The following is a 24,610-nucleotide window of genomic DNA, read 5'->3' on the forward strand; positions in this document are numbered from 1 at the left end:
ATGTCCTGCCAAGAAAGCTAATGCCGCATGCAACCCCTTTGCAACGCGAACGCAGATCTTGGCCCGACGGTCCCCAACCCCGGATAGTCGTTACGGCTGGACGATTTCCAACCTTTGGGGAGGACAGGATGGCGTATCTGGAATTGCCGGACGGCGTGCCGCTCTACTACGAGGACCGGGGCTCGGGCCCGGCGGTGCTGCTCATCCACGGCTGGACGATGAACAGCACGTTCTGGGGACAGAACGCCGGCCCGTTGAGCGAGACCAACCGGGTCATCACCGTGGACCTGCGCGGGCACGGACTGTCGGGCAAGACGGACGAGGGACACACCCTCGACCAGTACGCCCGCGACGTGCGCGACCTGCTGGTGCACCTCGGTGTCCGGGACGTGTGCATGGTGGGCTGGTCGATGGGCACCGCCGTGATCCTGGCCTACGTGCGGCAGTTCGGCTGCGACCTGATGCGCTCGGCGGCGTTCGTGGACCAGTCGCCGAGGTTCCTGGACGGGGAGGACTGGGACTTCCCGCTGATGGGCGGTTACTCGACGACCGACCTCGCCGTCTTCACGCAGGGCATGCGGTACGCCCGGCCGAGCGTGGTCAAGCCGTTCATCGCCGCGTGCTTCGCCGAGACGCCACCGGCCGAGGTGGTGGACGCGGTCTACGCCGAGACGACGAAGACGGCCACGTCGGCGGCGCTGTCGGTGTGGTACGACATGGCCTACGCCGACCTGCGGCCGGTGCTGCAGTCGCTGTCGGTGCCGACGCTGCTCATGTACGGGACGCGCAGCAAGATCTTCCCCGGCAGACTGGACGACTGGCTGGCCGAGCAGTTGCCGCAGGCGCAGGTGGCCCGGTTCGACAACAGCGGCCACGCTCCCTTCAGCGAGGAGCCGGACCGGTTCAACGAAATCCTCAACGTGTTCCTGCGCTCCTGACCTGCCGGTTTACTGGGAGAAATGTCCGACTTGATGACCTATGCGGCGCAAGCGTCCTTTTATCCGCAGAACGGGATCAGTCACGTGAACCCGACCACTCCTTCCGTCATGACCTGGACCGACCAGGGGAACGACCTCGTGCGGCTCCGCGACCGTCTCGCCCGGCTGGGCGTCCACGCGGAGCTGCGCGACAACAACACGGCGCTCATGGTGCACCGGCCCCACCCGGGGCTGCCCGTGTGGGTGTTCGTCGGCTACGGCGACGCCTACTACTCCTGGGAGAGCGCCAACAAGCGGCACCCGGTGAACGACGCCCAGGGGGCCGCGGACATCCTCGCGGCGTACGTGTCGCGGTAGCCGCGCCCGGCGGGCATCAGGCCAGGGCGCGGACCACGCTCGTGAAGAGCGCCGGCATGCGCTGGGCCGCGGGCACCACCAGGCGGGCCGTGGCGGGACGGTGGGCCGCGAGCAGCAGCGCGCCGGTGAGCAGCCGGTGCGTGCGCGACAGCCGCCGCCAGGCGCGCTCGTAGTCCTGCGGCCGGTCCCGCCGGAGGCAGCCGACCAGGGCCTCGGCGCACCGCACGGCGAGGGAGACCCCCTCGCCGGTGAGCGCGTCGGTGTAGCCCGCGGCGTCGCCGACCAGCAGGATCCGCCCGGCCACCCGCGCCCGCACCCGCCGCCGCAGCGGGCCCGCACCGAGCACGACAGTCACGGGCTCGGTGCGGCCCTCCATCCCGGGCGCGGTGCCGTCGCCCGCGCCCGCCCCTGCCAGGCGGGCGAGCAGCGCGGGGAAGGCCGCCAGGTGCTCGGGGTACGGGCGGCGCCGCGAGGTCAGGATCGCCACGCCGACCAGGTCGTCGGCCACCGGCGTCACGTACGCCTCGCCGCCGTCGCCCGACCAGTGGACCTCGACGAAGTCGGTCCACGGGGCCAGGCGGAAGTGGGCCCGCAGCCCGTACCGGCGCGGCCCCCGGTCGGGCAGGTCGAGGCCCAGCGAGCGGCGCGCCGGCGAGTGCAGGCCGTCCGCCGCGACGAGCCAGCGGGCGCGCAGCCCGGCCGCCACCACCCCGTCGCGGTCCTGGCGGACCTCCCGCACCCGTCCCGCGACCGTCGTGACGCCCAGCTCGGCGGCGCGGCGGGCCAGCGCCGCGTGCAGCACGGTACGCCGCACGCCCCGCCCGTCGGCGTGGCCGAAGGCCGCCCGCGCCTGGTGCCGGCCGTCGAGGTAGTGGATGCCGCGCAGCGGCCGGCCCGCCGGGTGCACGCCCATCGCCGCCAGCGCGGCCACGCCCCCGGGCATCAGCCCCTCGCCGCACGCCTTGTCCACCGGCCCGGTACGCGGCTCGACGACGACCGCCTCCATCCCGGCGAGCGCGGCGTGGATCGCCGTGGCCAGTCCGGCCGGGCCACCGCCGGCCACCAGGACGTCGATCAACCCCCGGCCCGCCCCGGCACGGTCGCGAGCGCCGCGTTCTCGCACCTGATCCGGACCACCATCATCGCCGCGTTCAGCACCGTGAACACGACAGCGGTGATCCAGGCCGTGTGCACCAGCGGCAGCGCCACGCCCTCCACGATGACGGCCACGTAGTTCGGGTGCCGCAGCCATCCGAACCGGTAGGGCCCGCGCGTCACCAGCGGCAGCCCCGGCACGACGATGACCTGGGTGTTCCAGCGGGGGCCGAGCGTGGCGATGCACCACCAGCGCAGCCCCTGCGCGGCGACGACCAGGGCCAGCATCGGCCAGCCGAGCGCCGGCAGGAACGGCCGGTCGGCGAGCCACACCTCCAGGGGCGCGCCGGCGAGCAGGCCGGTGTGCAGGGCCACCATCCACGGGTAGTGGCCCTGGCCGCTGACGACGCCGCCCCGCTCCAGGCTCCAGCGGGCGTTGCGCCGGGAGACGACGAGCTCCGCGAGGCGCTCCAGCGCGACGAGGAGGATGAGCAGCAGGTACCAGGTCATGGCGGTCACCAGCGCAGCAGCACGAGCTCGGAGCAGAACCCCGGGCCCATCGCGATGAGCAGGCCGTGGGCACCCGGTTCGGGTGGGCGGAGCGCGATGGTGTCGGCCAGCACGTTGAGCACCGACGACGACGACAGGTTGCCGTTGGCGGCCAGCGACCGCCACGTCAGGTCCAGCGCGCCGGGCGGCAGGTCCAGTGTCTCGGCCACCGCCTCCAGCACCTTCGGGCCGCCCGGGTGGCACACCCACGCGGCCACGTCGCGCGGGGTCAGCCCATGGTCGGCCAGGAACCCGTGCACGTCGTCGGCGAGGTAGCGGCGTACGACGTCGGGCACGCTGGCGTCGAGCAGCACCCCGAACCCGGTGTCACGCACCTGCCAGCCCATGACGTGCTCCGACCCCGGATACAGGTGCCCGCGCGTGGCGACCACCCGCGGCCCCCCGCCGTTCGCCGGCCCCTCGCCCCCACCGGGCGCGGCGGACCGTTCGCCCCCTCCCGCCGGCCGCTCGCCCCCTCCTGCCGGCCGTTCGCCGCCGACGGCCACCACCGCCGCGGCGCCGTCGCCGAACAGGGCGCTGGCCACCAGGTTGGCGGGTGAGGCGTCGCCGCGCTGCACCGTCAGGGAGCACAGCTCCACCGACAGCAGGACCGCCACGTGGTCCGGCCAGCCGCGCAGGTAGTCGTGCAGCCTGGCCAGCCCCGCGGCGCCCGCGACGCAGCCGAGCCCGAAGACGGGTACCCGCTTGACGTCGGGCCGCAGCCCCAGCCGCCCGGCGATCCGGGCGTCCACGGAGGGCGCGGCGACGCCGGTGACCGAGGTGAACATGATCAGGTCCACCTCGTCCGGCGCGACCCCGGCGGCCCGCAGCGCGGCCCCGACGGTCTCCGTCCCCAGCTCGACCGCGGTGGACACGAACACCTCGTTGGCCGCGCCGAAGCCGTCGAGCTTGTCGTACCGCTCGATCGGCAGGGCGAGGTTGCGGAACTCGACCCGGGCGCTGTGGTGTAAACGCTCGAGCACCCCGCGGTCGGCGCCCTCCGGCAGGCAGATCCGCGCCGCCATGTCGGTCAGCTCGGCCTGCGGGTAGCGGTTGGGGGGAAACGAGGCTCGTACCGCGGCGATACGGGTCATGTGGGCTCCCCCGTCAGGTGCTTGCTCCGACTCTCCGGACGGTTCCCTGACCGGCGCCCGATAAGCCCACGAAGTGCCGCCAATCCCGTCCAGCCTTGGTCAGGCGACGGCCCGGTCCGCGGGGCGGCCGCGCGGGCGGGCCTACGATCGTGGGTGTGGCGGGCGCTGGGGTGAGGCTGCGGCGGGTGGCCGGCGGGCTGGTGCGGGCCTGCCATCCGGGCCCGACCGTGGCCGTCACCGTGCTGGTCACGGCGTTGGCGGTGGCGAGCGGGCGAGACCTCCTGGGCTGCGTGCTGGTGGCCGCCGCCGTGCTCGCCGGGCAGCTGTCGGTGGGCTGGTGCAACGACGCGGTGGACGCGGACCTCGACGAGGCGGCGGGGCGCACCGGCAAGCCGATCGTGGCGGGGGCGGTGCGCGCGGGGACCGTGCGGGGCGCGGCGCTGGCCGCACTGGTCCTGTGCGTGCCGCTGTCCCTGGCCTCGGGGCCGCTCGCCGGGCTCGTGCACCTGGTGGGGGTGGGGGCGGCCTGGGCCTACGACCTCGGCGTCAAGGCGACCGTGCTGTCGTGGGTGCCGTACGCGGTGGGGTTCGGGTCGTTGCCGGCCTTCGTGACGCTGGGCCTGCCGGGGCAGCCGTGGCCGGCCTGGTGGGCGATGCCGGCCGCCGCCCTGCTCAGCTGCGGGGCGCACCTGGCCAACGCGCTGCCGGACATCGCGGACGACGTGGCCGCGGGGGTGCTCGGGTGGCCGCAGCGGCTGGGGGCGGGCCGGGCGCGGGTGCTGGCGCCGGTCCTGCTGCTGGCCGCGTCGGCGCTGCTCGCCCTCGCGCCGTCGGGTGGGGCCGCTGCGCTCGGCCGGCTCGCGCTGGCGGCGGCGGGCGCGATCGCGGGCGCGGGGCTGCTGCTGCACGGCAGGTTCCCGAACGCCCCGTTCGCGGCGGCGATCGGGGTGGCGGCGGTGGACGTCGCCCTCCTCGTGGGCAACGGCGGCGGCCTCACCGGCTCCGCATAGGCGAACCCGTTGATCTTGATCGTGGGGGATCACGCAGGGCCGGGTCGGGTCGTCCTGTCCCGGAACCCGGTGCCCGCTGCGGACAGTTCTCTATGTGGACATGTCATATCGCGCCCGAATACGTGAGGGTGACGCCGCCGCGTTCGCGCAGCTCTTCGACGAGTACGCGCGCGCGGTCTACAGCTATGCCTACCGCGTGCTCGGAGACTGGGCCGCCGCTGAGGACGCGCTGTCCCTGACGTTCCTCGAGGCGTGGCGCCTCAAGTGGAAGATCGACCCCGACGGAGGGTCCCTGCGCCCGTGGCTGCTGGGTATCGCCACCAACGTCGTGCGCAACATGCGGCGGGCCGTACGCCGGCACCGGGACGCGATGGCGCGGATGCCCAGGTCGGAGACGGTGGCCGACTTCGCCGACGAGGTGGCCGGTCGCATCGACGACGCCGAACGGCTGGCCGCGGTCAGGCAGGCGTACGGCCGGCTGCGTCGCCACGAGCAGGAGGTGGTCGCGTTGTGCGTCTGGTCGGGCCTGAACTACGCGGAGGCGGCCGAGGCCCTCGGCGTCCCCGTCGGCACGGTGAAGTCCCGGTTGGCCAGGGCGCGGAAAAGGTTGGAACCGGGGTCCTCGCCACGACAGGTAAAGGGTGACCTAAGCCCGATGAAGGAGGTCCGATGAACGAGGAGTTGGCGAGACTGCTGCCGCCCCCTGCTGAGCGCGATCTTCCTGAGGGCCGTCACCGGCAACTCAAGGAGTTCGTCATGACCGAGATCCGGCCCAGGCGCCGCCGGCTGCCGCGTCCCGCGCTGCTGCTGCCCGCGGTGGGACTGGCCGCCGCGCTGGTGGTGGGCGCGCCGCTCGTCCTCGGGGGCGGCACCCCCGCCTACGCGATCGACAGGAATCCCGACGGGACCATCACCATCACGATCAACCAGGCGAAGAACCCCGAGGCGCTGCAGGAGGACCTGCGGGCGATGGGGTTGAACGCCGTCGTCGACTACATCCCGGCAGGCAAGCGCTGCAGTCCGCAGCCGCGCAGCGAGAACTGGGCGGACGAGGGGATGGTGCGGGGCAAGGTGTTCTTCGGCAAGGAAGCGACTCCGCCGGAAGGTGTCGGATTCAGCATCGACCCGTCGGCGGTGAAGGAGGGGCAGACGGCAGTGCTGGAGTTCAGTGTCCGCGAGGGGTCCGACATGACGGTCGCGGGGATGTGGAGCGGCGTCTCCGACGGGCCTGTCGCCGCATGCGCGCTGGTCGACGACCCGAACGGCACCCTCGGACCCTCCGGAGGGCCAACCGACGTCCTGATGCAGGGGAAGGGCGACGGCTAGGCTCGCGGGACCTGCCGCCGTCCAGGCGTGCGTCTAGGGGCGGCGGGTGAGGGAGTCGCGCAGCCAGCGGCGGGCCACCGCGAGGGCGATCGGCGGCGGCACCGTGCCCGCGCCGAGCCCCACCTCGACGAGCAGGTCGAAGACCTCCTTGCGGTGCGCGGCCGTGCCGATGGCGGCGTCGATGAAGCCCGGCGACTGGGCGAGGCGGGCCAGCACGTCGGTGGTGCGCAGGTGCCGCCCGAGAGCCCCGCGGAGGGAGCGGCGGTAGGCGGGCAGCGGGTCGGCCGCCGCCCGCACGGCCGCCTCCCCGGCGAGGCGGCCGGACAGCAGCGCGTAGTAGATCCCCTCGCCGGTGAGCGGGTTGATGAGGCTGGCGGCGTCGCCGGCGAGCATGACCCGGCCGGCTCCGGGCGCCGGGCGGCCGGTCGACAGGGGCAGGTGGTGCGCGCGCAGATCGCGCGCCGGCCGGTCGGGCAGCAGCTCGGCGAGCCGGCCGTGCAGCACGTCGCGGCCCGGCCGGCCGGCGGCGTGCAGGCGGGGCAGGAGCATCCCGAAGCCGACGTTCGCGGTGCCGTCGCCGATGGGGAACGACCACGCGTAGGCGGGCCAGCCCTCCTTCTGCATGGCGATGAGCTGGGCGTCGTCGTCCGGCGGGACGTCGGCGTAGCCGCGTACGGCGATCGCGGTGTGCCGCGCGGCGGCGGCCGGGAGACCGATGAGGCGGCGCACGGCCGAGTGGGCGCCGTCGGCCGCGACCACGGCGCGGGCGCGGATCGTCCCGTCCACGACGACGTCGCCGCCGTTCGCACGCAGGTCGCGCACCCGGTGGCGGCGCACCTCGACGCCGCGGGCGCGGGCGGCCGCCACCAGGCGCGCGTCGAACACCCTGCGGGGGACGACGTGGTTGGGCCGCGCCGCCGTGGCGGACACGCGGACTCCGCTGGGCGAGACCACCGACAGGTGCGGGGTGGGCCGGTAGTCGTCGATGAGGTCGGGCAGGCCGAGCAGGGCCAGCTCGTCACGGCCGTGGGCCGCGATGCCGTCGCCGCACGCCTTGTCGCGGGGGAAGTCGGCCTTGTCCAGCAGGAGCACCCGGGCGCCTGGCCGGAGCTGGGCCGCGCGCAGCGCCGCCGCCGCTCCCGCCGGGCCGCCGCCGACCACCACGAGATCCCAGACGCCGTCCACGTAGTGACTGTGCCTCCTGGGCCGCCCGCGAAACCGCCCGGCCGGCACGGACGGCCCATGAGCCGCACGTGCGCGGCACGTGAGCTTGGCCCCGGCCTGGGTACAGGGACGGCACAGCCAACCAGCAGGAGGGGCAGATGGGCTCGTCGATCCGCCTGGGCCGCATCGCGGGAGTGCCGGTCGGGCTGAACATCAGCGTCCTGGTCATCGTCGCCATCCTGGTGTTCGGGCTGGCGTTCGGGCGCTTCCCCGCCGTCTTCCCGGGCTGGCCCACGGTGGTCTACCTGCTGGCCGGGCTCGTGACGGCGGTGCTGTTCCTGCTGTCGCTGCTGGCCCACGAGCTGGCGCACGCCGTGATGGCCCAGCGCCACGGCATCGAGGTGGGGCGGATCACGCTGTGGCTGCTCGGCGGCGTGGCGGAGCTGCGCGGCGAGCCCCGCAGCCCCGGCGCCGACCTGAAGATCGCGATCGTGGGGCCGCTGACGAGTCTGGTGTGCGCGGTCGTGTTCGCCGGGGTCGCGCTGCTGGCCGCGGCGGCGGGCGGCACACCGCTGCTGGTGGGCGTGTTCGCCTATCTCGCCGGGGTGAACGTGCTGCTGGCCGTGTTCAACCTGATCCCGGCCGCGCCGCTGGACGGCGGCCGGGTGCTGCGTGCGGCGCTGTGGGCCCGGTGGGGTGACCGGGCGCGCGCCGCCATCGCCGCCGCCCGCGCCGGGCGCGGCTTCGGCTACGCGCTGATCGCGGTCGGGTTCCTGCAGGTGGTCACGGGCCGGGGCTTCGAGGGGCTGTGGCTGGCCCTCATCGGGCTGTTCCTGGTGAACGCCGCCAGCGCCGAGGAGCAGCAGGCCCAGCTCGGCACCGCGCTGCACGGGCTGCGGGTGGGGGACGTCATGTCGGACCGGCTCGTCGTGGCCGACCCGGACGAGAGCGTGTCGACGCTGGTCGAGCAGGTCGTGCTGCGGCACCGGTTGTCCACGTATCCGCTGGTGGACACACACGGCCGGTTCGCGGGGCTGGTGACCCTCAACCGGATCAGGGCCGTACCCACCGAGGCACGGCCGCTGACGCGGCTGCGCGACATCGCCTGCCCGCCCGAGGAGGTGCCGTCGGCCCGGCCCGACGAGCCGCTGACCGAGCTGCTGACCCGGATGGGCGGCGGTGCCGACGGGCGGGCTGTGGTGCTCGACCCCGGCGGACGCCTGGTCGGCCTGCTCACGCCGAGCGACATCAGCCGGATCATCCAGACGGCCGGCCTGCGGGGCAGCGACCCCTACCTCGGCCCGCGCGGCGCCGACGTGGCCGTGCCGTACCACGACCGCGACCACCCGAGCAGGCCGCCAGGCGAGCCGCCGGGTGGGCCCCCGGGTGGGCACCCGGGTGGGCACCGCGACGCCGCCTGAGACCCGCGCCAGGGTCCGCCCCCGAGATCGACGTCAGGGCTGCGACTTCAGCAGCAGCAGCGCTGTGTCGTCAGTGCGGTGGTCGACGCTCTCGGCCTGGTCGATGAGGAGCTGGGCGAGGATGTGCAGCGGCAGATCCGCCGAGCGGGTGAGGTGCTCGGCGAGGCCGGCGATGCCCTCGTCGAGGTCGACACCGGGCGCCTCGATGAGGCCGTCGGTGTAGAGGGCGAGGACGGAGCCCATCGGGAACGCGATCTCCCGGGTCAGGTAGTCGGCGTCGGGTTCGAGGCCGAGCAGCAGGCCGGGCGGCAGGTCGACGCTGCGGGCGACCTCGCCGGGGCGGCGCAGCAGGGGCGGCAGGTGGCCGGCGCTGGCCAGTGTGGCCCGGCGGCGTTTCAGGTCCAGGGTGACGTACAGGCAGCTCGTGAACAGCTCGGGCGCCAGGTCGATGAGGAGCAGGTTGGTGTGGGCGAGCACGTCGCCGGGGCGCGCGCCCGCGGTCGCGTGGGCGCGGATGGCGGTCCGCACCTGGCCCATGAGGGCGGCGGCGGTCATGTCGTGGCCCTGGACGTCGCCGATGACGGCGGCGACCGTGGTGTCGTCGAGGCGGATGAGGTCGTAGAAGTCGCCGCCGATGTCCATGCCACGGGTGGCGGGCAGGTAGTGGGCGGCGACCTGCAGCCCGGGGACGGCGGGCAGTTCGCTGGGCAGCAGGCTGGCCTGCAGGCATTCGGCGAGCTGGTGCTTGACGTCGTAGAGGCGGGCGCGTTCGAGGGCCTGCGCGATGAGGCCGGCGAGCGAGGTGAGCGTGGCCCGCTCGTCGGGGTTGAACATGTGCGGCCGGTCGTAGCCGAACAGGCACGCGCCGAAGGGCCGGCCGGAGGTGATGAGCGGTAGCACGGCCCAGGCGGACATGTCGTCGTAGCGGACGGCGTCGGGGTAGGCCTGCCTGTACTCCTCCCAGTTGCCGTAGAACTCCGGGTCACCGCTCCGGAGGGCGTCGCAGGTGCTCGTGGGCGCGTCGAGCGGGAGGCCGTCGTACCGGTCGACGAATCCCCGGCCGTAGCCGCGTGCGCCGACGACCCGCAGCCGCCCGTTCTCGGCGATCGTGAGGGCGAGGGCCTGGATGTCGCAGACCGACATGACCTGGTCGGCGACGAGGTCGGTCACGTCCTGCACGGTGACCGCCCGGGTGAGGGTGGCCGCGAGGTGGACCATGTTGTACAGGGCGTCCGCCCGCAGCTTTCCGGCCTCGGCCACGTGGTCCTGTTCCTCCCCGGCCGGCGGCGGGGCGGTGAGGTCGGGGGCGATGCGGACGCTGATCCCGGTGGGATCGGAGTGGAACTCGAAGGACAGCCGACGGCCGGACGGGTGCCGGGCGGTGAAGGACGTGGGCCGGTGGCTGAGGACCGCCTGGCGGTAGTGGTCCTCGAAGACCGGATCGCCCATCCACGGCAGCACCTCCCAGGGGCGCATGCACAACAGGTCCGCCGGGTCGACGCCCAGCAGGTCGGCCGCCTGCGGGGTGATGAAGGTGACCCTGCCCTCCATGTCCATGGCGCAGGCTCCCCAGGGGAGCCGGTTGAGGTAGTCGAGCGCGGCCCGCGCGGCGACGGGGTCCACCTGGCCGTCGCCCCGGGGTGACAGGATGCGCGGGCGGGAGCCGGGCAGCAGGGACTCGCCGCGGTCGGCGGCCCGCCGGATGAGCGCGCCCATCCGGCGGGTGGTCCCTTCCATGACCTCCAGTTCGTGCGGGGTCAGCTCGGCCGGGTGCGGCTCGGGCCACAGCAGCACCAGCGAGCCCCTGTCGACGCCGCCGGCGTGGATGGGCATGGCGGCCAGGGAGAAGTGGTACGGCAGCGACAGCGCCACCCCGGGAAAACGGCGGGCCATGTCCTCGTGGTCGGCCAGCCACACCAGGCGCCGTTCGCGCACGGCGGCCGCCGCGGGGACCGGGTCCTCCAGTCTGATCCTGACCCACTGGTGGGCGATGGGAGCCGGGATCCCGACGGCCGAGCTCATCAGCAGCACGCCTTCGCCGGGCGGCAGCAGGAAGAGGGCCCCCATGTGCGCCTTGGTGACGGCGACGGTCGCGGCCAGCAGTTCGTCCAGCCCGGACGCCAGCGGGCCGGGGCCGGTCGGGGCTGCGGTGGTCTCGGTGGTCTGTTCCTGCATCCTGTGCCGCCTCGCTTCCCGGCGGATTACTACATCCCGAAAATGCCCATATAGGACAATATGCCCGAGTTACCGGCAGAGCACTACGAGCAGGGGTTTATCCGGGCCGGACCGAACGCCGGTTACCCTGCGCTCATGCACACGCAGTCCCCCGCCGCCGGAACCCCGGTGCTCGGGCCTCGCCTGATCCGGGCCGAGCTGTTCGTGGTCTTCGCCGTCTCGCTCGGCGCCAGCGGCCTGGTCGCCCTGGTCCGGCTGATCGGCGCGCTCACCGCGCCGAAGGACCTGAAGGGGCAGCAGGCCGTCCTGGTCGGGTCGATGGCGCCGGGACGGCCGTGGTTCGACCTGACCCTGCAGCTCGTCGGCATCGCCGTCAACGTGGCTCCCGTCGCCCTCGTCGCCTACCTGCTGGTCCGGTCGGCCGAGTCGATGCGCACCATCGGCATGGACCTCCGCGAGCCGGCCCGCGACCTGCGGCGCGGCGCCGCGCTGGCCGCCGTGATCGGCGGGACGGGCCTGGCCTTCTACCTCCTCGTGTACGCCATGGGAGTGAACCTCGCCGTCGTCGCCGGGAACCTGCCGGACGAGTGGTGGCGGGTGCCGGTGCTGCTGCTGGCGGCGGCCCAGAACGGGGTCCTGGAGGAGGTGCTGGTCGCCGGCTACCTGCTGCACCGGCTGGACCAGGCGGGGTGGAGCCCGTGGCGGGCCGTCGCGCTGTCGGCGGTGCTGCGCGGCTCGTACCACCTCTACCAGGGGTTCGGCGGCTTCGTCGGCAACGTGGTGATGGGCGTGGTGTTCGGCCGGCTGTACCAGCGCTGGGGGCGGGCGATGCCGCTCGTCGTGGCGCACACCCTCATCGACGCCGTCGCCTTCGTCGGATACGCGGCCCTGCGCGGCCGGGTGAGCTGGCTGCCCTGACGGCGGCCGGTCCGCGGCGGCGGGCGAGCCCGGACAGGGCGAGCCCCGGCCGCCGGAGGGCGGCCGGGGTTTCGCGGGCCGGGTTACCGGTAGACGCGCGGGTCGGCCTTCAGCCCCCGCGTGAGCCGTACGGTGATGAACTCGTTGTCGTCCGGCCGGCCGGGGGTGCGCCCGGACGAGAACGGGAAGTTGTTGTCGTCGAGCACGCCGAGCGTGCGGTCGTCGAGGATGACCACGTCCTCGATCGTCTGGAACGGGAACCTGAACGTCGCGCCCGAGCCGCCGAGACCGCGCGGGTCGGCGAGGTCGAGCAGGTCGGCCACCAGGGTCTTGTCCAGCGCGCCGTCGCCGTCCCGGTCCCGGGTGTCGGCCAGGTAGATCCGCTTGACCCGCGCGGCGTCGCCCTGCAGGTTGTCGCGCTCGATGACGAGGAAGCGGTGCCGGTCCACCGCGATGGCGTCGCCGATGGCGTGCGCGGGGTCGTCCAGTCGGTACGTCCAGCGCCGCTCGGTGTAGGCCCGCTTGCGCAGGTCGAACTCGTACATCCGCAGCGTACCCGCCGGGTCGCCGGTCACCGTGCCCTCCAGCAGCGGGTAGAGGCGGCGGCCGTCCACCGAGCGGGCCATGCCCTCGAAGCCCTTGCTGCGGCCGAGGTTCGGCGTGGCGCCGGCCAGGTTCGGGTTCTCGGGCGCCCGCACGCCGGGCAGTTCGACAGGCGCGTCCAGCAGCCGCCCCTCGCGGTCGGCGTGCAGGAGGAACGGGCCGAACTCGTCGCCGATCCAGTAGGTGCCGTCCTGGGCGCGCACGATCGACTCGACGTCGAAGTCGGCGCCGGTCAACGTGCGGTCGGCCCGGGTGAGCGGGAACGGCACGAGCCCGCGCGGGTCGGACAGGCCGAACCCGCCGAGCACCGCGACGGTCCGCTTCCCGAAGTCCGGCTTGATCCGGTGCACCCGGAGCAGGAAGTCGGCACTGTTGCCCTTGGCCCCGTAGCCGTTGTCCGACAGGACGTCGAAGGTGCCGTCGTGGCGGCGGACGATACCGCTGAACCCCTGCACGGGCTGGCCCGGGAACGGCGGCGTGACCCCGTTGACCGGGTTCGTGCCCAGGTGCGCGCCGGAGGGCTCGCTGTCCGGCACGTACGTCTCGGCGGGCAGCGCGGCGAAGCCGGTCAGCGTGGCCCTGCCGTAGCCGCCCCGGTCGGGGTCGGCGGCGGGGTCGGCGGCGGCGGGCGCGGCGAGGCCGGCGACCAGCGCCCCGGCGCACGTCAGCAGGGCTGCGGAGCTCAGAAAACCTCTCATGGCGGGGACCCTAGGGGTGCCACGTGACGGGACCGCGAACAGCGGGCCAACGGGCGGCCCCCCGCGCGGGACCGCCCGCCGTGCCCGCCCGTCACCGCGGGACTGAATGAAACAGCAGAGAAGTGCTCCGCCCGTGGTCGCGGGCGGGACGGGAACGGCGTCAGAGACCGTAGCGGCTCTTGAGGTGGCGCCACCAGTCACGGAACATCCACGCGTCGAACTCCGTGATCGAGGACGCGCTGCCCGCCTTCGTCGGAGAGCCTCAGGGAAGCCGCCGCCTTGAGGCGGGATGAAATCAGGCTCCCCGCGGAGCAGGGCGGGGCGAACCGCCCAGCAGACGACCTTGACCAGCACGTTCGCTTACGGTCATCGCGACTCCAGGGTTCGGGGTGGGGTGACGGGCGACCGGCGCCCGGCCGCCGGTGCGGCGACGGCCGGGCGCCGGGTCTCACGGACCGTACGCCTTGACCTCCAGCAGGCCGACGGAGCTGCTTCCTGCGCCGGTGAGCAGCACCCGCAGCCGCGTCGTGCCGGTGGCCGTGAACGTGACGGTGTTGTACTGGTTCTTCGCCAGCCCGTACGCGCTCGCGCCGGGCACGTCGACGTAGGCGCTGCCGTTCCAGTACTGCAGCTTCCAGGACGCCGGCATGTCGATGCCCTGGTCGTCGTCGAAGAAGTACACCTCGGCCCGGTTCAACGTCCGCGCCGACGACCAGGTCAGGTCCACCCACTGCTGGCCGGTCTCCGGCCAGGTGCCCCACCGCGGGTTGACGGTGTCGTTGGACGAGGGCGGGTCGATCCCGTCGTTGACGGCGGCGACGCTCTCCCAGGAGGACGTGTACGACGCGGACGGCGTCGCCGCCGGCGCCACGTTGCCCGGCGGCGGCTGGACGCCGCCCCGGTTGTGCACCTTGATCTCGGTGAGCCCGGTCTTGGCGCCGGAGGCGTTGGTGGCCAGCACCCGCAGCCGCTGCGCCGTCACCGCCCCGAACGTCACCACGTTGTAGTTGGCCCGCGGCGTCGCGGGGCTCTTGACCTGGCTCGGGACGTTCACCCACGAGCTGCCGTTGTGGTACTGGACGTCGTAGGCCGACGGTGCCCGGTAGGTGCCGCCGGCCGGCCGGCTGTCCTTGAAGTACAGGCGCACCTCGTTGAACGTCCTGGCCGAGCCGAGGTTCAGCTCGTACCAGTCCTGGCTGTTGGGCGAGCCGCCGGCGCCCCAGAACGGCTCGTTGATCGGGTAACCGTCGATGGCGCCCGCCAGGTTGCTGCCGGAGCCGGTGTGGGAGGCGGAGGCGGTCGCGCCGGTGGCCAGGTTGGCGAGGTCGGCCGTCAGGTCCACGCCCGCCTTGGCCAGCAGGTCCACCATCCGGGCGCCGGTGTGGGCGACCTGGGTGGGCGCCCGCAGGCCGGGGACGGCCTGGCTGTGGGTGACCGTGCCCCCGGTGGTGACGTTGCCCGTGGCCGCGTCCCAGGTGAACGGCACGAGCGTGGACACCGTGGCGGCCCGGGTGCCGTTGACGAAGATCGAGTAGCCCTGCGGCACGCCGGGGTATCGGGTGACCCCGTCGGCCGGGTCGTCCCAGACGATCGTCAGGTCGGCGTTTCGGTAGCGCAGGTTGTTGACGGCGAAGTGACTCCAGCCGATGTCGATCGGCGACAGCTCCACCTTGGCGTCACCCCGCGGGCGCAGCCCCGCGACGTCCTCGATCACGGTCCAGTTGCTGCTGCCGAGGATGTTGTGGTGGATCCACGAGCGGTAGCTGATCGAGGAGCCGTTCCAGTCGGCCCAGAACTCGTTGGCGTCCGGCCACTGCGTGTTGCCGCCCACGTACTGCGCCCAGGCGTTCCAGTAGAGCAGCTTCTTGTAGTCGGTCGCCGACATCCACTCGTTGGGGTAGTTGCGCAGCACCGACGAGTAGAGCCTGAACTGCACGGTCGAGTTGATGGTGGAGAAGTTGTTCGAGCCCGGCTCCCCGGCCTCGGCCGCGGCCTGCTTGTCGACCTGGTCGGCCGTGTAGAAGGGGAAGATCGGGTAGTGCGCCGGGTCGTCGTACAGGCGCAGGCTCTGCCGGTAGGCGGCGGTGTTGGGCACCGCGCCGACCGCGAACGGGTAGTAGTTGTTGATCTCCTTCCACGGCACCCACTCGTTCGTGGACTTCAGGCGGTGCTCGAAGAGCTGCCGGCCCGGGTTCCACAGCACGCCGGTGATGGCGTTCTGGATCTGGGTGGCGAGCGTGCGCATCTCGTTCGCCTTGGCCGTGTTGCCGATCGCCTCGTACGCCGCGGCGGCGGCCAGCGCGCCGCTGTACTGGTAGGCGGACTCGGCGCGGTCCATCCGGCCGGGCTTCCAGTGGAAGGACACCGCGTCGGCGTCGTTGCCGGTCAGCGCGCCCCAGTCGTACTCGATGAGCTTGTTGCCGTCGGTGTCGTAGTGCGCGAGCTGGCCCTTGACGTCCTGCTCGGCGTAGCGGGCCAGGTTGGCCGCGATGCCGGGCTGGCCGCCGTGGATCTGGTAGCTCTTCCAGGCCGCCTCGCCGATGTACTGGGTGTAGCTGTTGGACCAGTTCTCCGGGTCGCCGGGGTTGTCGAGGAACCGGCCGTTCTTCGACGTCTGGCCGACGCTGAGCCAGTTGCCGTACGCGTACGACGGGTCGCGCAGGTACTTCAGGTCGTCGATGTGCATGGGCTGGGTCAGCGCGATGGCGTTGTTGTAGCCCAGCACGCCCTCGGTCGAGGTGGGGAACTGGAACGTCTGCCCCGGGATGTCGGCGTCGAGGTGGTTGAACCGCATCAGCCACCAGCGGTAGTAGATGTTCTTCTTGATGGCCGGCTCGGGCACGTCGATGTACGGCACGTTCTGCGCCCACCAGCGGTTGTAGGCCCGCACGTGGGTGGCGAACGCCGTGGCGGCCGAGTAGCCCGCGTACGCGTCGTACTCGGTGCGCGACTCGGGGATCTCGTTGGTGACGAAGCCCATGACCACCTTGGCGGTCACGGTCGCCCCGGCGGCGACCGTGACCGATCTGTTCAGGCCGCCGCTGGAGACCGTGAAGCCGTCGCCCGTCAGGCGCGGGTAGAGGGTGGTGAGGTTGTTGAAGGCGTTCACCTGGCCGGTCAGCTCGCTGCCGCTGCCCGAGGTGGCGTACGGCGAGGTCACGCGGAGCTGCAGGGTGGCCGCTGAGCCGCCCGTGTTGGTGATCGACAGGTTGGTCACGGCGACGTTGTTGTGGGTGATGAACTTCGTCTGGTTCACCCGGACGTTGCCACTGGTGTGCACGCTCTTCCAGTGGCTCGGCGCCTGCCAGCGGGAGCTCACCTGCTCGGTGAAGGTGCCTGGGGAGAGGGTGACGGTGTAGGCGTTGTTGCCGCTGATGCTCTCCCAGTACGCCACCTGGCCGCCGAACCCGAGCGTGCCGGGCGTGTGCGTCTTCATGAACAGCGCCCGGCCCCGGCTCATCAGCCAGGTCCCCGCCGGGTCGTTGCCCGGGCGGGCGAGCAGCCGGTCCATCCAGAAGTCGGTGCCGGAGCTCTCGGCGTCGTAGATGGCCTGCATCGTGTCGCCCGTCGTGAACGAGCCGGGCGGCGCGGGGATCGCCGGGCCGGAGAACGACGGGAAGCCGATCGTCTGGTCGGCGTGCGCGGGGCCGCCGGCGGCCAGCAGTCCGGCGAGCAGCAGCAACACGGCGAGGACTCTGCTCATGACAGCGCCATCCATTCCAGGACGCCGGTGGAGAAGCCGGATCTGGAGGTGATGTTCAGCCGGAGCCTCGTCGTGGAGATCGCCGGGAACGTCGTGACGTTGTAGGTGTTCGCGGCGACGCCGCAGGCCGACTGGCCGGGCACGTCCACGTAGCCGCCGCCGTTCCAGTACTGCACCCGGCAGGAGGACGGCAGGTCGATGCCCTGGTCGTCGTCGAACCAGTAGGCGGCCACCTTGTCGACGCTCTGCGCGCTCGGCCACCGGTACTCCAGCCACTCGGTGCCCTGGTGGTTCCAGTTGCCGTAGGCGCCGTGGCCGCGGTCGGCCGAGTTCGCCGGCACGTGCCCGTCGTTGACCGCGGCGAGTGTCTCCCATGGCGACACGTACGAGGTGGAGGCCGTCGCGGTGAGCGCGTGGTTGGTGCCCGCGGGCGGCTGGCCGCCACCGGGGCCGGAGGTCTGCACGACCTTGCGCATGGTGCCGTCGGCGTTCCAGGAGAGCTTGTCGAGCGTCACCGAGCGGCGGAAGTCGCCGCCGCCCGGGGCCGCGGCGTTGTGGTAGACCATGTACCACTGGCCGTTGAACTCGACGATCGCCGGGTGGTTGGTGGTCGAGGACACCTGGTCGAGCACCACGCCGCGCTCGGTCCACGGGCCGAGCGGGTTGTTCGCCGTAGCGTACCTGATGCAGGCGTAGTTCGGCTGGGAGCAGCCGGAGTCGTTGGCGGCGTAGGCCAGGTAGTAGGTGCCGCCGCGCTTGAACATCCAGGGCGCCTCCCAGAAGTTCGTGACGCCCTGCGGGGTGACGACCGGGCCGTCCAGGTTGATCATGTCGGGCTTGAGCTTGGCGGCCCGCACGCCCCAGTAGGAGCCCCAGTAGATGTACGCCTGACCGTCGTCGTCGGTGAAGACCGTCGGGTCGATGTTGAGCGGGGACGAGCCGGGCGTGCTGTCGCTGATCAGCGGACCGCCCTTGGCGTCGCGGAACGGGCCGAGCGGGCTGTCGCCGACCGCCACGCCGATGTCCATCCAGCCGGGGCCGTTGCCGTTGATCGAGGTGTACCAGTAGTACTTGCCGTTGCGGGGCTCGACCTCGCTCGCCCAGGCGTCGGCGCCGGCCCAGGGGAAGTCTGAAATTTTCAGCCGCGCCCCGTGGCCGGTCCAGGTGGTCGCGTCGGTGGAGGAGAACGCGTGCCACTCGCGCATGACGAAGCCAAACCCCCCGGCGGGGGCCTCGTCGCGGCCGGTATAGACGTACAGGGTGTCCCCGACGACCAGGGCGGCGGGGTCCGCGGTGTAGACGGACGTGGTGATGGGGGCGGCGGCCGGGGCGGGCGCCGCGGATGCGACGACCAGCCCCAGCGCGGCCAGCGCGCCGAGGACAGCGGTTCGCAGGCTTCTCATGCAGGGCTCCTGGGGGGTTACGAGCTAGCTCTTGCTTGGTTAGCGCTAACATTTCTGAGCGGCGAATGGGTGATCTTGTGAGAAGGAAGGTGCTCAAAGCTTCGCTTCGCGGCGCCCCGAGTGTTTGCGATATCAAAAGCGCCGTCAAGACCCAAAATGATCGCCCAGCTCACCCCGTCCAAGGATCAGCCTGAGACTCCCCGGCAGGCGGCGGGGGCGGCGGCCACGAGGCCGGAACGGTCGAGCGCCGCACCCCCGCTCGACTCACCGCCACGACACCGGCCGATCCGTTTGCCTGCGAGCCGACGACTGTGCCGGCTCTTCGGTTCCGACTTCCAGGGCGGCCTCGCCCGTGGTGGGTCCCCCTTACGCCGAGAGGGAGGTGCGGCGGTGGTGGAGGCCGATGACGGGCATCTCGTGGAGGCTGCCCGAGTAGAGGTACTGGGTCATCCCGATCAGCAGCCGCCGGACGTCCTCCTGAGGCCGCACCACCAGCCGCAGGAACTGGCTCGTCGTGCCCAGCTTGTTGCCGCACTCGCGGACGTACACGTCGTGCTGGGTGAGCAGGTGGTCGCGCAGCGGCACGCCGTCGTGCCCGGGTGGCAGCCGCACCAGCAGGAAGTTGCCCTGCGACGGGAAGACCGACAGCCCCGGCATGGCGCCGAGCTGCTGGAACATCGCGCGCCGGTCGTTGCCGAGCCGTCTGAGGCTCTCCCGGTACTCAGGCATGAACTGCCTCATCATGAAGACGACGACCTCGGCGAAGGAGTTGAGGTTCCACTTGGGCAGCGCGTCCCGCACCTTGCCGGCCAGCGCCGGGTTGGCGACGAGGTAGCCGAACCTGATGCCGTGCAGCCCGAAGTTCTTGCCCAGGCTGCGCAGCACGATCACGTTCGGCCGGACGGCGGCCTCCGCGGCCACCCCGGGGTACGGCTCGGCGTCCACGAAGTCGCCGAAGGACTCGTCGACGATGACCAGGTCCAGGTCGAGGAACTGGTCGAGCAGCCGCAGGACCTCGTGCTTGGGCAGGTAGCCGCCGTCAGGGTTGTTCGGATTGCAGATCACGGCCACCCGGGAGCCGCGCGAGCGGACGAAGGAGACGAAGTCTCCGACGTCGAGGGCGAAGTTGCGGCTCTCCATCAGCGGGTACATGTCCACCCGCTTTCCGGTCTCCAGGGGCTGGTCGGTCCAGCGGCCGAACGTCGGGATGGGGACGGCCAGGCTCTCGCGCACGAGCAGGTGGTCGATCCAGGTGATCAGCTCGGTGGAGCCGTTGCCCATGGCCACGGTCCCGGGGTGCAGCCCGAGCGTGGAGCACAGCTCCGCGGTGATCGTGCCGGCGTCGCTCGGGTAGAACTTGAGGATCGTCTCCAGGTTCCCGCCGAGGTATTCGAAGATCTCCGGGGTCGGGAAGTACGGGTTGCACGGGATGCAGAAGTCCACCGGCATGCTCGCGCCCGAGGATTCGCGCAGCAGCGAGAAGTACGACGGGCTGTGCGCCTGCGCGCGCAAAAGGCTGAGCTCCACGACACCTCCATGGACACGCTTTCGACGTGGGGAGGTACGCGCGGAGCGGATGACCGGTTCAGCCCGGTTGTCCGTCGAGTGCCGCGAAGCGAGCGAAGCCGTCTGCGGATCGCGGTTCTCAGGCGCTGATGGCGTGCACCACCCTGTTGGCCACCCGCTGCTTGGCGCCCTCCAGGAAGGCCGCCCGGAACGCCCGCTCCCCCAGCGCCTGGAACGCCTGCTCCTCGCAGCGCTCGTGCCACACCGCGTGGTACGACAGCCGCCGGGGCGAGGCGTCGATCGCCTGCCACATGGAGTGGGCCGCCCCCAGCAGCCACGCGGCCCGCCGGTGGTCGTCGCGGGCGCCCGCGGCCCAGGCCAGCACCTCCAGGCACTGTGTGAGGCACCACCGGTCGTTGACCTCCTCGGTGAACGCGGCGGCCGCGCTCACCAGGGCCTCGACCCGGGGCACGTCGCCCTGGTTCCAGGCGGCCAGACCGAGGGAGAGCTGCGCGTACCCTCGGCAGACGACGGCGTGGTGCGTCTCGCACAGCTCCAGCAGTTCCTCACCGAGCACGGCTGAGGTGTCGGGGTCCTCGACCGAGCCGTACGCGGCCAGGTAGTAGAGGGCGAAGACCACGCCGGAGACGTCGCCGGCGGCCCGGTGCCGGGCCAGCGCCTCCTCCAGCAGCGCCATGCCGCGGGCGGGGTCGCCGGTGGTGTACGCGAGGACGCCCGAGGTCCGGATGGCGTACGGCAGGACCTCCTCGTTGCCCGGCCGGCGCGCGAGGACCCGGCACTCCTCCAGCCTGGGCGTCGCGGCCCCCGGGTCGCCCTGGCGCAGGGCGAGCATGGCGTCCACCCACAGCGCGGTGCCGCGGGTGCAGGTCGGGGCGGGCACCCGGTCCAGGAAGCGGCAGAGCCAGTAGCGGCCCTCGGTGAAGGTGCCCGCGATCAGCCAGTAGCCCCACAGCGCCGTCGCGGTCTCCATCCCGATGGAGGCCAGCTCCGGGTCGTCCAGGCCCAGTTCCATCGAGGCCCGCACGTTGGGCTGCTCGCGTTGCAGCGCCCGGTAGCGTTCGAGCTGGTCGGGGACGACCTGGTCGATCCGGTTGCGTTCGGCCACCCCGCGGAAGTGGCGGATGAAGCGGCTCCGCAGCGCCCGGGCCTCGGCGGGCTCCAGCGCCTGGGCGCCGTACGCGCGCAGGCTCTCCAGCATCCGGTATCTGAACCCGTCCGGCCGCCGCTCGCCCGCGAGGATCGACTTGTCCACCAGCCCCGACAGCAGGTCGAACACCTCGCCCGCGTCGATCCCGTCGCCCGCGCACACCTCCTCGGCGGTGTCGAGCTCGGCGCCCCCCGGGAACATCGACAGCCGCGCCCACAGCCGCTGCTCGCCCGGCGAGCACAGCCGGAAGCTCCAGTCCATGGTCTCGCGCAGCGTGCGGTGCCGCGGCAGCGTTACGGAGCCGCCGTCTCCCCCCACGTCCAGGCACGCGTCCAGCTCGCTCAGCAGCCGCTCCGGCGGCAAGGTGCGCAGCCGGGCGGCGGCCAGCTCGATGGCGAGGGGGATGCCCTCCAGGCGCTGGGCGAGCCGGGCCACGCACGCCGCGTTGCCCGCGTCGAGCGTGAAGCCGGGACACACGACCGACGCGCGGTCCACGAACAGCCGCACCGAGTCGTGCCGGGCGATGTCGCGCGGCGGGTGGGCGGGGTCCGGCACGGACAGCGACGGCACGGCCAGGACCTGCTCGCCGTACACGCCGAGCGTCTGCCTGCTGGTCGCGAGGACCCGCAGGTAGGGGGCACGGCGCAGGAGGCGGTCCACGAGCTGGGCGCAGTCGTCCTGCAGGTGCTCGCAGTTGTCGAGGACCAGCAGCATCCGCTTGTCCGACAGGTAGTCCATGAGCAGGGTGGCGGAGTCGCTGTCCTCGTCGCACAGGCCGAGGGCGGCGGCGACGGCCGGCCCGAGCAGCTCGCCGGACTCCAGGGTGGCCAGCTCGACCACCTCCACGCCGTCCTTGTAGGCGCCGCCGACGCTCCCGGCCAGCCGCAGCGCCAGCCGCGTCTTGCCGACGCCGCCGGTGCCGGTCAGGGTCACCAGCCGGGCCTGCGACAGCATCCTGCGGGCGAGGGCCAGCTCGTGCCTGCGGCCGACGAAGCTCGACGGCTCGCCGGCGTGGTCCACCGTGGTCAGGTGACGCCGCTCCGGATGGCGCCGGTCGGAGTGGCGCTCGTCGGAGTCCTGCTCGTCGGGGTGGCGCTGGTCGGTGTCGCTCATGGCGAGGTCCCGGTGGCGCGGTCGTCCTCGGGCCGGTCCTTGCGGCCTACCCAGGCGGCGATCTGGACCCGGGAGGTGAAGCCGAGCTTGCTGAGGATGTGCTCGACGTGTCCCTCCGCCGTGCGCTGGGAGATCACCAGCGTGGCGGCGATCGCCTTGTTGCTCATGCCCCGGGCGACGAGCCCGGCGATCTCCATCTCCCGGCGGGTCAGCGGGGACGACCCGCGGTCCGGCCCCGGCGCCGGCAGGTCCGGGCCCAGGGCGTACTCCAGCGCCTCGCCGGCGCTGAGCGCCGAGCCCCTGCGGACGGCGGCGTCGAACTTGCGGCCGCCGAGGGCCTGCCGGGCGCTCAGCTCGCAGGCGTCGTGGTATTCGGCCAGGTAGCCGAACAGCGGGCCGCCGAAGGAGCGCCAGATCTCCCGCAGGGCGCCGAGGAGCACCGCCGCGCGCTCGGTCCCGCCGCTCCCTTCGGCACAGCTCATCCACGCCACGGCCTCCATGCACAGCGCGACGCCCAGCCGGTCGTCGAAGGGCTTCTTGAGCCGGATCGCCTGGCGCTCCATGTCGATCGCCCGCTGCGTGTCGCCGTGCCGCCACACCTCGATCCCGTACGCCCACAGCGTGTACGACCGGAACCAGTGCTCCTGGCGCGGCTCGCAGATGGCCAGGCACTCCTCGAAGCGGGCGCCGGCCTCCTCGGCCGACCCGAGCAGCGAGTGGGTGGTGGCCAGGTAGATGAGCGCGTTGGCCATCCCCATCTGGTCGTCGGCGTCGTGGCAGCACTCCACCGCCTCGCCGAGCAGGGAGCGCGCCTGGTCGAGGTCCTGCCGCAGCAGCGCCCCGAGGCCGGCGACGTACGCGGCGGCGCCGACGATGGCCGGGTCGCGCAACCGCCGGCCCAGGTCGCGGACCTCCGCAAGGAGGGACTCGGCCACCGCGAAGTCGCTCTGCAGGACGGCCAGCCGGGCTTTGAGGCACAGGCCCCAGGCGCGTGGCGGTGTGGGCAGCGGATCGACGGCGAGCAGGCGGCACAGCCAGCTCCGCGCCTCCTGCGGGAAGTCGGAGGCGATCCAGTAGTAGCGCAGCGCCGTGGCCATGATCAGGCCGGCCTCGGCCTCGCCCGGGGTGGTGGCGCAGAAGTCGAGCGCGGTGCGCAGGTTGTCGTGCTCGGTGCGCAGCCGGTCGTACCAGCTCACCTGGTCCGGCCCGAACCACATCCGGTGGGCGCCCGTCACCAGCTCGTAGAACCAGTCGCGGTGGCGGCGCCGCAGCGGCTCCTCCTGGCCGGACTCGCGCAGCCGGTCGCGGCCGTACTGGCGGATCGTCTCCAGCAGCCGGTAGCGCACGTTCGGCTGGTGTTCCTCGCGGATGAGGATGGACTTGTCCACCAGGCCGATGATCAGGTCGATGACCTCGTCGGCGGCGATGCCGGCTCCGGCGCACACCTTCTCGGCGGCCTCCAGGTCCAGGCTGCCGGCGAACACCGACAGGCGCGCCCAGAGGAGTTGCTCCTGCTCGGTGCAGAGGGTGTAGCTCCAGTCGATCAGCGCCCGGAGAGTCCGCTGGCGGGGCAGCAGCGCCCGTGGACCCGCGGTGAGCAGCCCGAACCGGTCCTCCAGCCGGGCGAGGAGCTGTTCGACGGAGATGGCCCGCAGCCGGACGGCGGCCAGCTCGATGGCCAGCGGGATGCCGTCCAGGCTGCCGCAGATCCGGGCGACGGTGACGAGGTTGTCGTCGGTCACCTCGAACCCGGGCACGACGGCCGCGGCCCGCTCGGCGAACAGGCGCACCGCGTCGGACTGCTCCAGCGCCTCCGCCGAGGGGCGCGAGCCGTCGCACTCGGGCAGCGGCAGCGCGGGCACCACCATCGTCTGCTCGCCGGTGGCGCCGAGGGACTGCCGGCTCGTCGCCAGGATGCGCAGGTCCGCCCCGGCGCGGACGAGCGTCTCGGCGAGGACGGCGCAGTCGTGCAGCAGGTGCTCGCAGTTGTCGAGCACGAGCAGCATCCGCTTGTCCCGCACCCGCTCGGCGAGCACGTCCAGCGCGGGCCGGGTGGTGAAGTCGACGATCTGCAGCGCCTCGCTCACCGTCCGGATCAGCAGGTCCGGCCCGTCGAGCGTGGCCAGCTCGACGAGGCGGACCCCGTCGGGGAAGGCCCGCCGCACATCGGCCGCGACCCGCAGGGCCAGCCGCGTCTTGCCCACACCGCCCACGCCGACGAGGGTCACCAGCCGGGAGCCGGACAGCAGCCGTTTGACGTCGGCGATCTCCCGCCGGCGGCCCACGAAGCTGGTCAGCTCGGCCGGCAGCCCGAGCCCTGTGTCGGTCGGTACCACTTTCATGTGCGCTCCACCTGCCCAGTTCAGGAC

At 72.7% G+C, this 24,610-nt stretch carries 18 protein-coding genes; 7 read left to right on the forward strand and 11 right to left on the reverse strand.

Going from position 1 to position 24,610, the window contains the following annotated elements:
* Nucleotides 1-128: 128 nt before the first annotated feature.
* Together FHU36_RS10470 and FHU36_RS10475 are read left to right on the forward strand one after the other, a co-directional pair.
* Nucleotides 129-938, forward strand: a complete 810-nt coding sequence (locus FHU36_RS10470) for an alpha/beta fold hydrolase (RefSeq protein WP_185083528.1) — start codon at nucleotides 129-131, stop codon at nucleotides 936-938.
* Between the two features lie 108 nt (nucleotides 939-1,046).
* The gene (locus FHU36_RS10475; protein ID WP_185083529.1) at nucleotides 1,047-1,295 is read left to right on the forward strand and encodes a hypothetical protein; all 249 of its coding nucleotides are present in this window, start codon (nucleotides 1,047-1,049) and stop codon (nucleotides 1,293-1,295) included.
* 16 nt (nucleotides 1,296-1,311) lie between these two features.
* Here the strand turns inward: FHU36_RS10475 and FHU36_RS10480 are convergent, their stop codons facing one another.
* The 3 genes from FHU36_RS10480 to FHU36_RS45530 are packed head-to-tail and all read right to left on the reverse strand — an operon-like array spanning nucleotide 1,312 to nucleotide 4,033.
* Nucleotides 1,312-2,418: an NAD(P)/FAD-dependent oxidoreductase gene (locus FHU36_RS10480; protein ID WP_312891527.1), complete on the reverse strand. Its 1,107-nt coding sequence runs from the start codon at nucleotides 2,416-2,418 to the stop codon at nucleotides 1,312-1,314.
* Complete coding sequence (locus FHU36_RS10485) at nucleotides 2,370-2,900, reverse strand: isoprenylcysteine carboxyl methyltransferase family protein (protein ID WP_185083530.1); 531 nt, start codon at nucleotides 2,898-2,900, stop codon at nucleotides 2,370-2,372. Before FHU36_RS10485 ends, FHU36_RS10480 begins: the two co-directional genes overlap by 49 nt.
* Nucleotides 2,901-2,905: 5 nt before the next feature.
* Nucleotides 2,906-4,033, reverse strand: coding sequence for a type III polyketide synthase (locus FHU36_RS45530; protein WP_185083531.1), 1,128 nt, complete (start codon nucleotides 4,031-4,033; stop codon nucleotides 2,906-2,908).
* Between the two features lie 155 nt (nucleotides 4,034-4,188).
* Here FHU36_RS45530 and FHU36_RS10495 point away from each other — a divergent pair, with 155 nt between their 5' ends.
* The 3 genes from FHU36_RS10495 to FHU36_RS10505 all read left to right on the forward strand — a co-directional run bounded on the left by FHU36_RS10495 (nucleotide 4,189) and on the right by FHU36_RS10505 (nucleotide 6,369).
* Nucleotides 4,189-5,043, forward strand: a complete 855-nt coding sequence (locus FHU36_RS10495) for a UbiA family prenyltransferase (protein ID WP_312891528.1) — start codon at nucleotides 4,189-4,191, stop codon at nucleotides 5,041-5,043.
* Between the two features lie 100 nt (nucleotides 5,044-5,143).
* Nucleotides 5,144-5,716: an RNA polymerase sigma factor gene (locus tag FHU36_RS10500; RefSeq protein ID WP_185084731.1), complete on the forward strand. Its 573-nt coding sequence runs from the start codon at nucleotides 5,144-5,146 to the stop codon at nucleotides 5,714-5,716.
* Nucleotides 5,713-6,369, forward strand: coding sequence for a hypothetical protein (locus FHU36_RS10505; protein ID WP_185083532.1), 657 nt, complete (start codon nucleotides 5,713-5,715; stop codon nucleotides 6,367-6,369). Before FHU36_RS10500 ends, FHU36_RS10505 begins: the two co-directional genes overlap by 4 nt.
* 33 nt (nucleotides 6,370-6,402) lie before the next feature.
* On the opposite strand, the gene FHU36_RS10510 is transcribed toward FHU36_RS10505, so the two are convergent.
* Entirely contained in the window at nucleotides 6,403-7,554 is a 1,152-nt protein-coding gene (locus FHU36_RS10510; protein ID WP_312891529.1) for an NAD(P)/FAD-dependent oxidoreductase, read from the reverse strand.
* 137 nt (nucleotides 7,555-7,691) lie between these two features.
* On the opposite strand from FHU36_RS10510, the gene FHU36_RS10515 reads away from it, so the two are divergent.
* Nucleotides 7,692-8,954, forward strand: coding sequence for a site-2 protease family protein (locus FHU36_RS10515; RefSeq protein ID WP_185083533.1), 1,263 nt, complete (start codon nucleotides 7,692-7,694; stop codon nucleotides 8,952-8,954).
* Nucleotides 8,955-8,987: 33 nt separating this feature from the next.
* Here the strand turns inward: FHU36_RS10515 and FHU36_RS10520 are convergent, their stop codons facing one another.
* A complete protein-coding gene (locus FHU36_RS10520; RefSeq protein ID WP_185083534.1) occupies nucleotides 8,988-11,129 on the reverse strand; it encodes a SpoIIE family protein phosphatase in 2,142 nt (713 codons plus the stop codon).
* A gap of 135 nt (nucleotides 11,130-11,264) precedes the next feature.
* Between FHU36_RS10520 and FHU36_RS10525 the strand changes: the two genes are divergently transcribed.
* The gene (locus FHU36_RS10525) at nucleotides 11,265-12,047 is read left to right on the forward strand and encodes a CPBP family intramembrane glutamic endopeptidase (protein WP_185083535.1); all 783 of its coding nucleotides are present in this window, start codon (nucleotides 11,265-11,267) and stop codon (nucleotides 12,045-12,047) included.
* An 83-nt stretch (nucleotides 12,048-12,130) separates the two neighbouring features.
* Here the strand turns inward: FHU36_RS10525 and FHU36_RS10530 are convergent, their stop codons facing one another.
* The 6 genes from FHU36_RS10530 to FHU36_RS10555 all read right to left on the reverse strand — a co-directional run bounded on the left by FHU36_RS10530 (nucleotide 12,131) and on the right by FHU36_RS10555 (nucleotide 24,583).
* Nucleotides 12,131-13,348, reverse strand: coding sequence for an esterase-like activity of phytase family protein (locus FHU36_RS10530; RefSeq protein ID WP_185083536.1), 1,218 nt, complete (start codon nucleotides 13,346-13,348; stop codon nucleotides 12,131-12,133).
* 448 nt (nucleotides 13,349-13,796) lie between these two features.
* Nucleotides 13,797-17,051: a discoidin domain-containing protein gene (locus FHU36_RS10535; RefSeq protein ID WP_185083537.1), complete on the reverse strand. Its 3,255-nt coding sequence runs from the start codon at nucleotides 17,049-17,051 to the stop codon at nucleotides 13,797-13,799.
* Entirely contained in the window at nucleotides 17,048-18,454 is a 1,407-nt protein-coding gene (locus tag FHU36_RS10540; protein ID WP_185083538.1) for a glycoside hydrolase family 43 protein, read from the reverse strand. The genes FHU36_RS10535 and FHU36_RS10540 overlap by 4 nt, the downstream gene beginning before the upstream one ends.
* A gap of 366 nt (nucleotides 18,455-18,820) precedes the next feature.
* Nucleotides 18,821-19,981, reverse strand: coding sequence for a pyridoxal phosphate-dependent aminotransferase (locus tag FHU36_RS10545; protein ID WP_221495828.1), 1,161 nt, complete (start codon nucleotides 19,979-19,981; stop codon nucleotides 18,821-18,823).
* 118 nt (nucleotides 19,982-20,099) lie between these two features.
* Nucleotides 20,100-22,241, reverse strand: a complete 2,142-nt coding sequence (locus FHU36_RS10550; RefSeq protein WP_185083539.1) for an ATP-binding protein — start codon at nucleotides 22,239-22,241, stop codon at nucleotides 20,100-20,102.
* Entirely contained in the window at nucleotides 22,238-24,583 is a 2,346-nt protein-coding gene (locus FHU36_RS10555) for an ATP-binding protein (protein ID WP_185083540.1), read from the reverse strand. The genes FHU36_RS10550 and FHU36_RS10555 overlap by 4 nt, the downstream gene beginning before the upstream one ends.
* Between the last annotated feature and the right edge of the window lie 27 nt (nucleotides 24,584-24,610).

The sequence above is a fragment of the Nonomuraea muscovyensis genome (genome assembly GCF_014207745.1).
Taxonomy (GTDB): Bacteria; Actinomycetota; Actinomycetes; order Streptosporangiales; family Streptosporangiaceae; genus Nonomuraea; species Nonomuraea muscovyensis.